This window comes from Phyllobacterium sp. CL33Tsu, from assembly GCF_900113985.1.
In the GTDB taxonomy this organism is placed as follows: Bacteria; Pseudomonadota; Alphaproteobacteria; order Rhizobiales; family Rhizobiaceae; genus Phyllobacterium; species Phyllobacterium pellucidum.
Window position 1 is genome coordinate 1,518,000 of sequence record NZ_FORJ01000001.1, and the last position, 15,597, is coordinate 1,533,596.

The window sequence follows — 15,597 nt, forward strand, 5'->3', positions numbered from 1 at the left end:
GGCATGTCTATTCTTGTCAACAAAGACACCAAGGTTCTCGTTCAGGGCCTGACCGGGAAGACCGGTACTTTCCACACCGAACAGGCGCTCGCCTATTACGGCACGCAGATGGTCGGTGGCATCCATCCGAAAAAGGGCGGCGAGACCTGGGAAGGCAAGTTGCCGACCGGCGCCAGCGCGCAGCTGCCGATCTTCGCCTCGGTTGCCGAGGGCAGGGACCGCACCGGCGCCAATGCCTCTGTGATCTATGTGCCGCCCGCAGGAGCGGCCGAAGCCATCATCGAAGCCATCGATGCGGAAGTTCCTTTGATCATCTGCATCACCGAAGGCATCCCGGTCATGGACATGGTGCGGGTCAAGGCGCGTCTCGATCGTTCGACATCGCGTCTGATCGGCCCGAACTGCCCGGGCGTTCTCACGCCTGAGGAATGCAAGATCGGGATCATGCCGGGCAACATCTTCATGAAAGGCTCGGTGGGTGTTGTATCCCGCTCCGGGACGCTTACCTATGAAGCAGTGTTCCAAACGACGAACGAGGGCCTCGGCCAGACGACCGCTGTCGGAATCGGCGGCGATCCGGTCAAGGGTACCGAGTTCATCGATGTCCTGGAAATGTTCCTCGCTGACGAAGCGACGAAGTCGATCATCATGATCGGTGAAATCGGCGGCTCGGCTGAGGAAGATGCAGCGCAGTTCCTCGCCGACGAGGCCAAGCGTGGCCGCAAGAAGCCGATGGCCGGCTTCATTGCCGGCCGCACGGCCCCTGCGGGCCGGACGATGGGTCATGCGGGCGCGGTCATTTCCGGCGGCAAGGGCGGCGCGGAAGACAAGATTGCTGCTATGGAGGCAGCGGGCATCCGTGTTTCGCCTTCACCGGCGCAGCTTGGCAAGACGCTGGTCGAGGTCCTCAAGGGCTGACACCGGCTGGCGCCAGACGCCTGATGAAGAGAACTATCGATTGGGGCGGGCGCCGCCCCGATCAATCCCCGGGGCCCGATTGGCCTCAACCCAGAGCGTTTCCGGCTCAGAAGGCCCGGCGAGCTCGCACAAAGGGAGACGGAGTCGGTACTCCGGTCACACATATGGCACGTCAAGAACAGGCCAACGACATCTTCGCACTTACCTCGTTCCTCTATGGCGGCAATGCGCACTACATCGAGGAGCTGCATGCCCAGTACGAAAAGGATCCGGCATCGGTCGGATCTGAGTGGCAGGAATTTTTCGCCAATCTCGACGATGCAAAGGACGACGTCATCAAGAACGCCAAGGGCGCGTCCTGGGAAAAGCCGAATTGGCCTATCGCGAGCAATGGCGAACTCGTCTCGGCGCTCGACGGCAATTGGGGCGAAGTTGAAAAGCACATAACCGATAAGCTGAAGGCGAAGTCCGCCAACGGTGCCGTAGCCAATGGCGTTGCTGCTCCCGTTCTGACGGCCTCGGACAGCGACATCATCCACGCCGCGCGTGATTCCGTCCGCGCCATCATGATGATCCGCGCTTACCGCATGCGCGGCCATCTCCATGCCAAGCTCGATCCGCTCGGCCTCGCCGAGGTCAAGGAAGATTACAACGAGCTTTCGCCGGAGAGCTACGGCTTCTCGCCTGCCGACTACGACCGCAAGATCTTCATCGACAATGTGCTGGGTCTCGAATACGCGACGATCCCGCAGATGCTTGATATCCTCAAGCGCACCTATTGCTCGACTATCGGCGTCGAATTCATGCACATTTCTGATCCTGTCGAGAAGGCATGGATTCAGGAACGCATCGAGGGCCCGGACAAGGGCGTTGCCTTCACCAATGAAGGCAAGAAGGCTATCCTTTCCAAGCTCGTCGAGGCGGAAGGTTTCGAACAATTCATCGACGTAAAGTACAAGGGCACGAAGCGTTTCGGTCTCGACGGCGGCGAAGCGCTCATTCCGGCGCTGGAGCAGATCGTCAAGCGCGGTGGTTCGATGGGTCTCAAGGAGATCGTCCTCGGCATGGCCCACCGCGGTCGCCTCAACGTGCTCAGCCAATTCATGGGCAAGCCGCACCGCGCGATTTTCCACGAGTTCAAGGGCGGCTCCTATACACCGGACGACGTCGAAGGTTCGGGCGATGTGAAGTACCACCTCGGCGCTTCCTCCGACCGTGAGTTCGACGGGAACAAGGTGCACCTGTCGTTGACGGCGAATCCGTCGCATCTCGAGATCGTCAATCCGGTCGTCATGGGCAAGGCGCGCGCCAAGCAGGATATCCTTGCCGGACGCGAGCGCGATGAGGTTGTCCCCCTCTCCGAACGCTCCAAGGTGATGCCGCTGCTGCTCCACGGCGATGCGGCCTTCGCTGGCCAGGGCGTAGTTGCGGAATGTCTCGGCCTTTCCGGTCTGCGCGGACACCGCGTTGCCGGTACCGTGCATTTCATCATCAACAACCAGATCGGCTTTACCACCAATCCGCGCTTTTCGCGTTCGTCGCCCTATCCGTCGGACGTTGCGAAAATGATCGAGGCACCGATCTTCCACGTCAACGGCGATGATCCTGAGGCGGTCGTCTACGTTGCCAAGATCGCCACTGAATACCGCATGACCTTCCATAAGCCGGTGGTGATCGACATGTTCTGCTACCGCCGTTTCGGCCACAACGAGGGTGACGAACCGGCGTTCACACAGCCGATCATGTACAAGAAGATCCGCAGCCAGAAAACGACTGTCCAGCTCTACGCCGCAAAGCTCATCGAGGAAGGCCTGATCACTGAGGCCGACCTGGAGAAGATCCGTGCCACCTGGCGCGAAACGCTGGAGCAAGAGTTCGAATCCGGCCAGGCCTACAAGCCCAACAAGGCAGATTGGCTCGATGGCGCCTGGAGCGGCCTGCGGACGGCGGACAATGCCGATGAACAACGGCGCGGCAAGACTAGCATTCCGGTCAAGACGCTGAAGGAAATCGGCAAGAAGTTGGCGGAAGTTCCGGCCGGTCTCAATGTCCACCGCACGATCCAGCGCTTCCAGGACAACCGCGCCAAGATGATCGAAACCGGCGAAGGTTTCGACTGGGCGACGGCTGAAGCTTTGGCATTCGGGTCCCTCGTCACGGAAGGGCACCCGGTGCGCCTCTCCGGCCAGGATGTCGAGCGCGGCACGTTCAGCCAGCGTCATTCGGTGCTTTACGATCAGGATACCGAACAACGCTATATTCCGCTCAACAATCTGCAGAAGGGCCAGGCTCTTTACGAAGTCATCAACTCAATGCTTTCCGAAGAGGCAGTGCTTGGTTTCGAGTACGGCTACTCGCTGTCGGATCCACGCGCGCTGACCTTGTGGGAAGCGCAGTTCGGTGACTTTGCCAACGGCGCGCAGGTCGTCTTCGACCAGTTCATATCATCGGGCGAGCGCAAGTGGCTGCGCATGTCCGGGCTCGTCTGTCTGCTGCCGCACGGCTATGAAGGCCAGGGTCCCGAGCATTCGTCAGCCCGTCTTGAGCGCTATCTGCAGCTTTGCGCGGAAGACAATATGCAAGTTGCGAACTGTACGACGCCGGCTAACTATTTCCATATCCTGCGCCGTCAGATGAAGCGTGACTTCCGCAAGCCGCTGATCCTGATGACGCCGAAGTCGCTGCTCCGCCATAAGCGGGCCGTTTCTTCAATCGGCGATTTCACCGGTGAATCCTCGTTCCATCGCCTGCTATGGGATGATGCGCAGCTTCTCAAGGATCAGCCGATCAAGTTGCAGAAGGACTCGAAGATCCGCCGCGTCGTCCTGTGCTCGGGCAAGGTCTATTACGACCTTTACGAAGAGCGCGAAAAGCGTGGTATCGACGATGTTTACCTCCTGCGCGTCGAACAGCTCTACCCGTTCCCGGCCAAGGCCCTCATCACCGAACTTTCCCGCTTCCGCAACGCGGAAATGGTGTGGTGCCAGGAAGAACCAAAGAACATGGGTGCCTGGGCGTTCATCGATCCCTATCTCGAATGGGTCCTTGCACATATCGACGCCAAGCATCAGCGCGTGCGCTATACGGGCCGTCCCGCCGCCGCATCGACGGCAACGGGCCTCATGTCCAAACACCTTGCACAGCTCGAAGCATTCCTTGAAGATGCTTTGGGTTCCTAAGTAACTGACGATCAACGGAAGAGCGAACACATGGCTACCGAAATCCGCGTCCCTACGCTGGGCGAATCCGTTACCGAAGCAACCATTGGCAAATGGTTCAAGAAAGTCGGCGACGCGATTGCCGTTGACGAACCTTTGGTGGAACTCGAGACCGACAAGGTGACGATCGAAGTGCCGGCATCCGCTGCCGGTGCTCTGGCCGAAATCGCCGCCAACGAAGGTGATACGGTCGAAGTCGGCGCGCTGCTCGGCACGATTGGCGCTGCCGATGGCGCAACTGCCGCCGCCCCTGCTGCCAAGAAGGAAGAGCCGAAGCCCGCGGCTGTCGCACAGGCATCCGGCGCCGGCGCTGCTGCCTCCACCGCAGAGGCCGCAGCCAAGACCGCCGAAGTTGCCGGGGAGCCGCCGATTGCCGAACGCCGTCCAAGCGAAATGCCGGCCTCTCCGGCCGCCTCGAAGCTGCTCGCTGAAAAAGGCGTTTCGGTTTCGCAGGTCGAAGGCTCGGGCAAACGCGGCCAGGTGCTCAAAGGTGATGTGCTCGATATCGTCGCCAAGGGTGTCCCGGCGCAGCAGCAGGCATCCGAAGCGCCAAAGGCCGTTGCGCGCCCCGCTTCGCCGGCCGACGATGCCTCGCGCGAAGAGCGGGTGAAGATGACCCGCCTGCGCCAGACCATCGCCAAGCGCCTAAAGGATGCGCAGAACAGCGCTGCCATGCTAACCACCTATAACGAGGTGGACATGTCGGCGGTGATGGAACTTCGCAATCGCTATAAGGAGCTGTTCGAGAAGAAGCATGGCGTGAAGCTTGGCTTCATGGGCTTCTTCACCAAGGCGGTCACCCATGCGCTGAAGGAGATCCCGGCGGTCAACGCCGAGATCGACGGCAACGACATCATCTACAAGAACTTCGCCCATGTCGGTGTCGCCGTCGGCACGGACAAGGGTCTCGTTGTTCCAGTTGTGCGCAACGCCGACCAGATGTCGATCGCCGAGATCGAAAAAGAAATCGGCCGCCTCGGCAAGGCCGCCCGCGATGGCGCGCTGTCGATGGCCGACATGCAGGGCGGTACCTTCACGATTTCGAACGGTGGCGTCTATGGTTCGCTGATGTCCTCGCCGATTCTCAATGCCCCGCAGTCTGGCATTCTCGGCATGCATAAAATCCAGGAGCGCCCGGTCGTCGTCGGCGGCCAGATCGTTATCCGTCCGATGATGTATCTCGCCTTGAGCTACGATCATCGCATCGTCGATGGCAAGGAGGCGGTCACGTTCCTTGTCCGTGTCAAGGATACGCTCGAGGATCCGGAGCGTCTCGTACTCGACCTTTAGTGCCAATATTCAACCAAGCAGGATCGTCAGTGGGCGGTCCTGCGGCCGGAGAATGAGCATGTCGCACTATATTTACGAACTCAATCACGCAACTGGATTGGTGTTCATCGGGCTGGGCATCAAGCTCGCAAACCAGCAGGCGAGCCAGAACTGATGGGGTCCCGGAAGCGTCTCCGCTGTCTGCATCTCGCCGCTGTTCTTGCAGCAAGCATGCCGCTGCTCGCAACGCCGGCCTTTGCCGCATGCACGCAGGATCGTGCCGTCTATACCGACAAGGACGACGACTATACGCTGACCTTCAAGCGCGTTCCCGATGATGCGGAGGATGCCTCCAACGAGTTTTCGCTCCAGTTGAACGAAACCGACCTTCGGCTTGATGGCGTCGTTGCCTGGACCGAAGAAGTTGCCCGGCCGAATGGGACTATCTCCTATAAGTGTCCGCCCGCGAAGACCGGTGAGGAGCTTGATGCCTGCACCGTATGGCAGGGTGTCATCTATGCGCTGACCGAGGGGGCCGACGCGGATCTCCTGCCCAAGGCCAAGGAACCTGCGGCGCAGGCCTTGCTGCTGCCGGACCTTACCAGCGCCATGACCCGCTACAATTTCAAGCTCGACAAGCCTGTCGAAGCTTTTCCCTGGGAAGTCTTTCGTTTCAAAGAATGCGTGCCCGAGCAGTAATCGCGCCGGGCGGATCGCGCACAGCGTCACAAGAGAAGGATTGAGTTATGGCATATGATGTCGTCGTCATCGGAACGGGTCCGGGTGGCTATGTCTGCGCGATCAAGGCTGCGCAGCTTGGCCTGAAGACCGCGGTGGTCGAGAAGCGCGCCACCTTTGGCGGCACCTGCCTGAATATCGGCTGCATCCCCTCAAAGGCTCTGCTGCATGCATCCGAGGTGTTCCACGAGGCCGGACATTCCCATGCCACCCTCGGCGTGGACGTCGGCACGCTGAAACTGAACTTGCCGGCCATGCTGGCGCACAAGGATGCGACGGTGGAGGCCAACGTCAACGGCGTCGCGTTCCTGTTCAAGAAGAACAAGATCGATGCCTTCATTGGTACGGGCAAGATCATCGGCGCCGGCAAGGTTTCGGTGACCGCTGACGACGGCACGGTCCAGGAGATCGAGACGAAAAACATCGTGATAGCCACCGGCTCGGATGTCGCGGGCATTCCGGGTGTAAATGTCGAGTTCGACGAAAAGGTTATTGTTTCATCGACCGGTGCGCTCGAATTTCAGAAGGTCCCCGAAAGCCTGATCGTTGTCGGGGGCGGCGTCATCGGCCTCGAACTCGGATCGGTTTGGAGCCGTCTCGGATCGAAGGTGACTGTCGTCGAATACCTGGACAAGATTCTCGGGCCGATGGACGGTGAGGTGTCCAAGCAGTTCCTGCGCATGCTCGAAAAGCAGGGCATCGAGTTCAAGATGGGCGCCAAGGTCACCGGCGTCGAGAAGGCTGGAAAGGGCGCGAAAGTCACCTTCGAACCGGTAAAAGGCGGCGAGCCCCAGACGTTGGAGGCCGATGCGGTCCTCGTTTCTACTGGGCGCCGGCCCTATACCGACGCGCTCGGTCTGGAAGAAGCCGGAATTGCCACCGAGCGCGGGCGCGTCTCGATCAATGATCATTGGCAGACCAACGTTGCGGGCATCTACGCGATCGGCGACGTTGTCGCCGGGCCGATGCTGGCGCACAAGGCCGAGGACGAAGGTATTGCCGTTGCAGAAATCCTGGCAGGGCAGGCCGGCCATGTGAATTATGATGCGATCCCGAGCGTCGTCTATACCCAACCCGAAGTCGCGTCGGTGGGCAAAACCGAGGAAGAATTGAAGGCGGCTGGCATCGACTACAAAGTCGGAAAGTTCCCGTTCACCGCCAACGGACGCGCCCGCGCCATGCTCCACACCGACGGTTTCGTCAAGATTTTGGCCGACAAGGCCAGTGACAAGGTTCTCGGCGTGCACATCCTCGGCTATGGCGCCGGAGAGATGATCCACGAAGCGACCGTGCTCATGGAATTCGGCGGTTCTTCGGAAGATCTGGCACGGACCACACATGCTCACCCGACCATGTCCGAGGCAGTTCGCGAAGCCGCGCTTGCGACCTTCGCCAAAGCTATTCACATGTGATGGTGCGTTCAAAGGTTACAAAAAAGGCCCGGATATCCGGGCCTTTTTGCATTCATTGCAGTACCAAAACTTACTGGGCAGGGGCCGGAGCAGCCGGTGCCGGCGTGGTCGACGGGGCCGGAGCAGTTTCGGCAGGCGCCGGTGCTGGCGTTGCCGGAGCCATCGCGTTCGGTTCAGGCTTTGCCGGTTCCGGAGCTGTCGTTGTAGCGGGCGCAGTCGGTGCCGGTGCGGTCATCTCGTTGCTACCGCTGTTCAGATAGAAATAGCCGCCAACGATCAGTGCAGCGATCAGAATACCCGCGATAAGAAAACCGCCTGAGCCCGACTTCGCTGTCGCTCTCGGGTTCAAAGGTTCGGTTTCTATCGGCCGTTGCTGCAGGTTCGGATCATAGGTCATTTCGTGTCCTCCATGACGTTTCAGGGCGTCCAATGGAAGGAAAACGGCTACTTTTCAAATAAGTTCCAAAAAGCCGCCTGCTTATGCTGCAATGCACACATGCTCGAGGGATCGCGGTTACTCCGCGCTCACCTGATAGCCCTTGTTTCGCAGCAACGAAACGAGCCCATCCTTGCCCGGAAGGTGGAGGGCGCCCACGGCGATAAAAGCATTACCCTGATCTATTATCGGAGAAGCCCGATCAGCCATGACCCGGTTGCGGGCATTGACCATCGTTTCCTCAAAGGCGGCGTAGCTGCTGCCGCTTTCGATGCCATCGGGCGAGACGGAGCGCATTAGCGGGAATATCATGCCAATTTCGCCCTTCGTGTAGAGGACGGTCATCGTCTCGAAGATGTCGTTCAGTCTTGGACCGAGAGCGAGCGTTTCCATGAGACCATCGATATGGAACTGCATCGGTAGCGAAGCCATGGCGCCGAGCTGGTCCTTTATCGTCTCGAGCCCCGCAACCTTTTTGCCTGCCGCCTGCGCATCCCGCGCCAGCTTGATGTCGAGAAAGGCGGTTCCGTCCTTGGTGCGGGCGAGCTCGCAAGCCGGCATGGCGAGCATGCTGGTCAGCATCCAGGGCTGCATGCGGTTGACCGCGGCAAGTGTCAGGCCGCGCTGCTGAAGCGCCGCCTTGACGGCATCGACCTTGTCCTTCGGAATGAGCTTGTCGAGCGTGGTTGCATCCGTGAACATCATCAGTTCAGGTGTCTCGGCGAGAACTTTAAATTGCGCCTTGGGATCGAGCACTTCATCGGTTTCGATGACGACCGTATCGGCGCCCTGATAGGCAGCCTGCGTTGCGTCCGACAGTTTGAGCACGCGCGGATCGGTAAGATGCATGGTTCCGAAAAGATAGGACGGCTTGATGCCGGGCCTTTCAATCTTCCATAGGAGCCGCGTACCGTTCTCAGTTGCAGCGGCCTGCTTTTGCAATGTTTCAAGCTTGGCGGGCTCTGATTTCGCCATTGCAGCGATAATATCGTGGCCTCCACAGCTTAAATCGTCCGCATGGGCGCGCGCCGCGCCAAGGGCGACGACGAAGAACGATGCGAGCAAGAGCCAGCTCAGTGCCACCAGCAGCTGGAGCAGGCGATCTGCTATACGGTCGAATATGACGGAAATATCCTGGTTATCCATGCCGGACTTTTACCAATGGGCCTGCCGAGAAAGTGTTAATCTCTACCTGCAAATTGTCTCGAATATGAATTGCCCCGACATTTCAAGCGCGCGGATGCGCCTTTTCGTAAATTTCCAGGAGCCGCTCGCTGTCGACACCGGTATAGACCTGCGTCGTCGAAAGGCTGGCGTGGCCGAGGAGCTCCTGAATGGTGCGCAGATCACCGCCGCGCCCGAGAAGATGCGTCGCAAAGGAGTGGCGAAGTGCGTGCGGGGTCGCCGTATCAGGCAGCCCAAGCGCACTGCGCATTTTCTGCATGTCGCGCTGAATGATCGCGGGATGAAGCTCGCCCCCGCGCGCGCCCCGGAAAAGCGGCGTTCCTTCCGCAAGGTCATAGGGGCAGAGCTTGCGATACTCTGCGACAGCGCGATGCACGACGGGTAGCAATGGCACCATGCGGGTCTTGCCGCCCTTGCCGGTGATAGGAATGGAACGCGCGTCGGGATCGGTGAGTGCCCCGCCGTCGAGGCCAAGCGCTTCCGAGATGCGCAGGCCGCATCCATAAAGCAGCGTCAGTACTGCGGCGTTGCGCGCAGCAATCCACGGTTCTTCGTTTAGCTGTTCGCCCTTTTCAACGACGCGCCGTGCATCGATCATGGTCAGCGGCTTTGGCAGGGATTTTGGCTGGCGGGGCGAACGGATGGCGATGGATGCGGCGGCATTGGCCATGCCCTGCTTTTCCAGAAAGCGCAGAAACGAGCGTATGCCGGCAAGGCCGCGCCCGAGCGTGCGGGCGCCTGCGCCATCATTGCGCCGCCTTGCAAGGAAGGAACGGAGATCGACAATCCGCAACGTCGCAACATCCTTCAGCGCCGGCGGCTCGCCGAGATGTCCCGTAAGGAACTGAAAGAACTGGCGCGTATCGCGCTCATAGGCATCGAGCGTATTGGCGGCGAGCCGGCGCGTGTTCTTCAATGATTTCAGCCAGTTCTCGCGCGCGTCCACGAGATCCGGACGGGCGGAGACGAGAAACTCGGCCGGCTTCGGTACTGCGCCCATTGCATCGCTCCTTTTAACCATCGCCGCGATAGTGCAACAGGAGTCCTTTCCGGTTCGTTTCTGGTTTTGCTTGGCGTTTCGCCGTAGAAAGGCTAATCCAAAAACTCGAAACTTCAGTACGGAACATCATGGCAAAGTTGAAAGATCCGGTGCAACTGGCAGTGATCGGCGCTGCACACGGCACGCGAGGCGAACTCAGAGTGAAAACATTCACCGGCGATCCCATGGCGCTTGGCGATTACGGCATGCTTTACGACGAAACCGGCCGGCCCTTCGAGGTTCTCGATATCCGTCCGGCGAAAACCGTAGTCGTCGTGCGCTTTCGCGGCGTGAACGACCGCAACATGGCGGAAGCGCTTAACGGCACGACGCTGTTCATCGACCGTTCGCAGTTGCCGCAGGACCTTGATGAAGATGAGTATTACCATTCCGACCTGATTGGACTTGATGCTGTAGACGCCGATGGCAACACGTTCGGCAAGGTGTCCGCCATGTTCGATTTCGGCGGCGGCGATCTCCTCGAACTGACCATGCAGGGCAAGCGCCCGATGCTTATTCCGTTCACGCAGGCAGCCGTGCCGGGCGTGGACGTGAAGGCGGGGCATGTCGTCATCGATCCCGTGGCCGCGGGTCTTATCCCCGACGCCGACGAGGCCGAAGAGCGGCGGCGGCAACTCGGGGGAGAATCCGGGGGAAACACCAAGCCATGAGCAGGGAGGGGTTCCGCGCCACGGTCCTGACGCTTTATCCCGAAATGTTTCCGGGCCCGCTCGGCATCTCGCTTGCCGGCAAAGCGCTGAACGAGGGAGCCTGGTCGCTCGAAACGGTGCAAATTCGCGATTTTGCCACCGACAAGCACCGCATGGTCGACGATACACCGGCGGGCGGCGGCGCAGGCATGGTCATGAAGCCTGATGTCCTCGGGCGCGCGGTCGATCACGTGGCCGATGGCAGGCCCAAACTTTTCATGAGCCCGCGCGGCAAGCCGCTCACGCAAGAGCGTGTGCGCCAGCTTGCCGACGGCCCGGGTGCCATTATCCTGTGCGGGCGCTTCGAGGGCGTCGACGAGAGACTGATCGAAGCGCGGCAGTTCGAGGAGATCTCGATCGGCGACTACATTCTTTCCGGCGGCGAAACCGCTGCGATCGTCGTTCTCGATGCGGTCGTAAGGCTTTTGCCCGGGGTGATGGGCAATGCGCTGTCAGGTGAGACTGAAAGCTTCGAGACGGGATTGCTTGAGCATCCGCATTATACCAAGCCGCAGGAATGGGAGGGAAGGCGTATCCCCGATGTTCTCCTTTCCGGCAACCATGGGGCGATCGAGGAGTGGCGGCGTGCCGAGGCCGAGCGTTTGACGCGTGAGCGGCGGCAAGACCTCTGGGATGCCCATGGCAAACGGACGAAGCGATAGCTGGGCAAAAAGATTGACGCACGGAGGTGACAAACCGGCTTTAATGGTGTATCTGCCCGCCAACTCCGGAAAAATCCGGGTCCATTAATCAATGAATGGTGAATTCGCTCCTGCCTCCCTTGAGGCATAGAAACGCGGCCAAATGTGCTGCGTGCCAAGTGCCGAGCGCTCTGACTGTTCGAGAAGAACGTAAAGGATGAAGACGATGGATATTATTCGTCAGCTCGACGCAGAGCAGAAGGCAAAGATCGAAGCCAAGCGCACCCTTCCGGATTTCAAGCCGGGCGACACGGTCCGCGTCAACGTACGCGTTACCGAAGGTACGCGCACCCGCGTCCAGGCCTATGAAGGCGTATGCATCGCCCGCAGCGGCGCTGGCCTCAACGAGAACTTTACGGTTCGCAAGATTTCCTACGGCGAAGGCGTCGAGCGCGTTTTCCCGATCTATTCTCCGTTGGTCGAGGGCGTCGAGCTCGTTCGCCGCGGCAAGGTTCGCCGCGCCAAGCTCTACTACCTGCGTGGCCTGACTGGTAAGGCTGCCCGCATTGCCGAGAAGAAGGACAATCGCAAGGGCAAGACCGCGGTTCCGGCTACCGGCACTGCCGAGACCGTTTCGGAGGCTACTGTCGCCAAGGCACCGGCTGCCGAATAAGCGCAGGCTCCATGGATTTGAACAAGGCGGTCTTCGGGCCGCCTTTTTCATTTTCGGAGTAATTTTGTCCCCGTTCACAACTGACAGTAGGATTGCGACCCTTGCGGGATTGACGGCTCAACGCCAAGGTGAAATCTGTTTCGCTTCAGACGAACGAGGGGCTGAGATAATGTTGCGATCCGTTTTGATAGCCGGGCTTATGCTCGCCGCGCTGCCGTTTTCCGCTTTTGCAGCAGACCTGCCTGACCTTGGCGGCAAGAAGGTTGCCGTCGTTACCGAGAACGCCTACCCGCCTCTGCAGTTCGTTGATCCCAAGACCGGCAAGCCGATTGGTTGGGAATATGACGCCATGAACGAGATCGCCAAGCGGCTCAACTTCCAGGTCGAATATCTCAATACGAGTTGGGACGCGATGATCCAGGCGGTGTCCGACAACCAGTACCAGATGGGCATGGACGGCATCACAATCAATGACGAGCGCAAGCAGAAGATCGACTTCTCAGAACCCTATATGCGATCCGAGCAATTCATGCTCGTGCGCAGCGACGAGAAACGCTTCACCGATCCGAAGAGCTTTGCCGAGGTAAAGGACACGCTGGTCGGATCGCAGCCGGGGACGACCAACTTCTACGTCGCTGTCTATAACGTGCTTGACGGCAATGAGCAGAATCCGCGCATCAAGCTCTTCGAGACATTCGGCGCCACAATCGAAGCGTTGAAGACGGGTGATGTCGACCTCGTCCTGACCGACAGCACTGCGGGCAAAGGCTACGTCGATGCGTCCGGCGGCAAGCTGAAGCTGATCGGCGGGCCGCTTGGTGCCGAGGATTTCGGCTTCATATTTCCCAAGGGGTCGGACCTGAAGGCGCCCGTCGATGCGGCAATTGCGGCTCTCAAGGCCGACGGCACATTCGAAGCGCTCAACAAGAAATGGTTCCTCGACTACAAGCTCGGGCAGTGACAAGCGCCAGACCTTCGCGCGCAGCCAAGCCGGATTTCCCATGGTGGCTGGTTGTTGCCGGAACGATTGCCATCGCGCTCGGCATCGCCATTCTCATCAGCCCCATCTACGGGCAAGTTTTCACGACCGTGTCGCAAGGCATCTGGATTACGGTCTGGGTGTCGCTTCTCGCATTTTGCCTCGCTTCCGTGCTCGGTCTCGCGCTCGCGGTCATGAGCCTCTCGGACCATATCGCAATAAGGCAAGCTGCGCGCTTCTACGTCGAAGTCGTGCGCGGCGTGCCGCTTCTCGTGCTGCTTTTCTATATCGCCTTTGTCGGCGCTCCTGCGCTGGTTGCGCTGTGGAACTTTCTTTCTCAACCGTTGCAAGGCGCTGGCCTGATCGAACCGGCCCTGGTGCGGGATTTTTCGTTGCTTTGGCGGGCGATCATTGCGTTGATGCTCGCCTATGCAGCGTTTCTTGCCGAGATATTCCGGGCAGGCATCCAGGCGGTCGACAAGGGACAGATAGAGGCAGCCAAGGCGCTCGGTCTCACACGGTTGCAGCGTTTCCGGCTGATCGTCATGCCACAGGCCATCCGTACGATCCTGCCACCTTACGGCAATGATTTTATCTCGATGGTGAAGGATTCGTCGCTGGTCTCGGTGCTCGGCGTGGTCGACGTCACGCAGATGGGCAAAGTCTATGCCTCCGGTTCATTCCGCTTTTTTGAAACCTATTCGGTCGTTGCCTATATCTATCTTCTCCTGACTATCAGCCTGTCCCTTGCATTGCGATGGATCGAACGAAGACTGGGGCGGTCCGACCGTCGCTGAACCTGCGCGAAGAGCGGCGCATTGTCGCCGGAATATTACTTTTCTCGCTTGTTTCTTGACGTAACTGGACCTCAAGTGCATATGTCCACGAAATAATTGAAAAGCACAAAACCGTGCCGAGGATAGAACTATGACTGCGCCACGCACACTTTATGACAAGATTTGGGATGACCATCTGGTCGATCAACAGGAAGACGGCACATGCCTCCTCTATATTGATCGCCATCTTGTCCATGAAGTGACAAGCCCGCAGGCCTTCGAAGGTCTTCGCCTGACCGGGCGCAAGGTGCGTCATCCGGAAAAGACGCTTGCCGTGGTCGACCACAATGTTCCGACTTCGCCCGACCGGGTCAACGGCATCAAGAACGAAGAAAGCCGCATCCAGGTTGAGGCGCTTGCCAAGAACGCTGCGGATTTCGGCGTCGAATATTATTCGGAGAAGGATATTCGCCAGGGCATCGTCCACATCATCGGACCCGAGCAGGGCTTTACCCTGCCCGGCATGACGATCGTTTGCGGCGACAGCCACACCTCCACCCACGGCGCCTTTGGGGCACTCGCCCATGGCATCGGCACGTCCGAGGTCGAGCACGTGCTCGCCACGCAGACCCTGATCCAGTCAAAGGCCAAGAACATGCTGGTGCGCGTCGACGGCAAGCTGCCGCAAGGCGTCACCGCCAAGGACATTATCCTTGCCATCATCGGCGAGATCGGCACCGCCGGTGGCACCGGCTACGTCATCGAATATGCTGGCGAGGCGATCCGCGACCTGTCCATGGAAGGCCGCATGACGATCTGCAACATGTCGATCGAAGGCGGAGCCCGCGCCGGACTCATCGCGCCGGATGAAACCACTTTTGCCTATGTCAGGGACAAGCCGCGCGCGCCGAAGGGCCAGGCCTGGGACATGGCGATCGATTATTGGAAGACGCTTCACACCGACGAGGGTGCGCATTTCGACAAGGTTGTCGTGCTCAATGCGGCGGAACTTCCGCCCATCGTTTCCTGGGGTTCTTCGCCGGAAGACGTCGTCTCTGTCACGGGCACCGTGCCCAATCCGGACGACATCGCCGACGAGACGAAGCGCAGCTCGAAGTGGCGTGCGCTCGATTATATGGGCCTGAAGCCCGGAACGCCGATCACCGACATCAAGCTCGACCGCGTCTTCATCGGGTCATGCACCAATGGCCGCATCGAAGATCTGCGCGCCGTCGCCAAGGTCGTTGAAGGCCGCAAGGTCAGCGAGCACGTCGATGCCATGATCGTTCCGGGCTCCGGCATCGTTAAGCAGCAGGCGGAAGCCGAGGGTCTCGACAAGATCTTCAAGGAAGCCGGGTTCGATTGGCGTGAGCCGGGTTGCTCCATGTGCCTTGCCATGAATGACGACCGCCTGAAGCCGGGCGAACGTTGCGCTTCCACGTCGAACCGCAATTTCGAGGGTCGCCAGGGCTTCAAGGGCCGCACGCACCTTGTTTCTCCGGCAATGGCCGCAGCCGCGGCGATCGCCGGTCACTTCATCGACATCCGCGATTGGAAATAATCGCTGTTGCCCTCCCCTTCCGGGGAGGGCGCTCTTTTTGTC

General features: G+C 59.6%; 14 protein-coding genes. 11 read left to right on the forward strand and 3 right to left on the reverse strand.

Features of this window, described 5'->3' with window-relative positions:
- Nucleotides 1-3 precede the first annotated feature (3 nt).
- The 5 genes from sucD (at nt 4) to lpdA (ending at nt 7,555) form a co-directional block, all read left to right on the forward strand.
- Nucleotides 4-918, forward strand: coding sequence for a succinate--CoA ligase subunit alpha (sucD, locus tag BM074_RS07365; protein ID WP_027230990.1), 915 nt, complete (start codon nt 4-6; stop codon nt 916-918).
- A gap of 164 nt (nt 919-1,082) precedes the next feature.
- Nucleotides 1,083-4,097, forward strand: a complete 3,015-nt coding sequence (locus BM074_RS07370) for a 2-oxoglutarate dehydrogenase E1 component (protein WP_091920826.1) — start codon at nt 1,083-1,085, stop codon at nt 4,095-4,097.
- Between the two features lie 30 nt (nt 4,098-4,127).
- A complete protein-coding gene (gene odhB, locus BM074_RS07375) occupies nt 4,128-5,426 on the forward strand; it encodes a 2-oxoglutarate dehydrogenase complex dihydrolipoyllysine-residue succinyltransferase (protein ID WP_091920827.1) in 1,299 nt (432 codons plus the stop codon).
- 153 nt (nt 5,427-5,579) lie between these two features.
- Nucleotides 5,580-6,104 (forward strand): hypothetical protein, encoded by a 525-nt coding sequence (locus BM074_RS07380; RefSeq protein ID WP_091920829.1) that lies wholly within the window; start codon nt 5,580-5,582, stop codon nt 6,102-6,104.
- Nucleotides 6,105-6,151: 47 nt separating this feature from the next.
- Nucleotides 6,152-7,555, forward strand: a complete 1,404-nt coding sequence (gene lpdA, locus BM074_RS07385) for a dihydrolipoyl dehydrogenase (RefSeq protein WP_091920831.1) — start codon at nt 6,152-6,154, stop codon at nt 7,553-7,555.
- 70 nt (nt 7,556-7,625) lie between these two features.
- Here lpdA and BM074_RS07390 read toward each other — a convergent pair whose 3' ends face one another.
- The 3 genes from BM074_RS07390 to BM074_RS07400 form a co-directional block, all read right to left on the reverse strand.
- Nucleotides 7,626-7,952, reverse strand: a complete 327-nt coding sequence (locus BM074_RS07390; RefSeq protein ID WP_175498923.1) for a hypothetical protein — start codon at nt 7,950-7,952, stop codon at nt 7,626-7,628.
- 117 nt (nt 7,953-8,069) lie between these two features.
- Nucleotides 8,070-9,137 (reverse strand): TraB/GumN family protein, encoded by a 1,068-nt coding sequence (locus BM074_RS07395; protein ID WP_091920832.1) that lies wholly within the window; start codon nt 9,135-9,137, stop codon nt 8,070-8,072.
- An 82-nt stretch (nt 9,138-9,219) separates the two neighbouring features.
- Complete coding sequence (locus BM074_RS07400; protein WP_027230996.1) at nt 9,220-10,176, reverse strand: tyrosine recombinase XerC; 957 nt, start codon at nt 10,174-10,176, stop codon at nt 9,220-9,222.
- Nucleotides 10,177-10,304: 128 nt separating this feature from the next.
- On the opposite strand from BM074_RS07400, the gene rimM reads away from it, so the two are divergent.
- The 6 genes from rimM to leuC all read left to right on the forward strand — a co-directional run bounded on the left by rimM (nt 10,305) and on the right by leuC (nt 15,555).
- Nucleotides 10,305-10,886 (forward strand): ribosome maturation factor RimM, encoded by a 582-nt coding sequence (gene rimM / locus BM074_RS07405; RefSeq protein WP_091920834.1) that lies wholly within the window; start codon nt 10,305-10,307, stop codon nt 10,884-10,886.
- Complete coding sequence (gene trmD / locus BM074_RS07410) at nt 10,883-11,587, forward strand: tRNA (guanosine(37)-N1)-methyltransferase TrmD (RefSeq protein ID WP_091920835.1); 705 nt, start codon at nt 10,883-10,885, stop codon at nt 11,585-11,587. Before rimM ends, trmD begins: the two co-directional genes overlap by 4 nt.
- A 205-nt stretch (nt 11,588-11,792) precedes the next feature.
- Entirely contained in the window at nt 11,793-12,239 is a 447-nt protein-coding gene (gene rplS / locus BM074_RS07415) for a 50S ribosomal protein L19 (RefSeq protein ID WP_027230999.1), read from the forward strand.
- Between the two features lie 169 nt (nt 12,240-12,408).
- Nucleotides 12,409-13,200: a transporter substrate-binding domain-containing protein gene (locus BM074_RS07420; protein WP_091920837.1), complete on the forward strand. Its 792-nt coding sequence runs from the start codon at nt 12,409-12,411 to the stop codon at nt 13,198-13,200.
- Nucleotides 13,197-14,015: an amino acid ABC transporter permease gene (locus tag BM074_RS07425; RefSeq protein WP_244532745.1), complete on the forward strand. Its 819-nt coding sequence runs from the start codon at nt 13,197-13,199 to the stop codon at nt 14,013-14,015. Before BM074_RS07420 ends, BM074_RS07425 begins: the two co-directional genes overlap by 4 nt.
- 130 nt (nt 14,016-14,145) lie before the next feature.
- Nucleotides 14,146-15,555, forward strand: coding sequence for a 3-isopropylmalate dehydratase large subunit (gene leuC / locus BM074_RS07430; protein ID WP_091920840.1), 1,410 nt, complete (start codon nt 14,146-14,148; stop codon nt 15,553-15,555).
- Nucleotides 15,556-15,597: the final 42 nt, after the last annotated feature.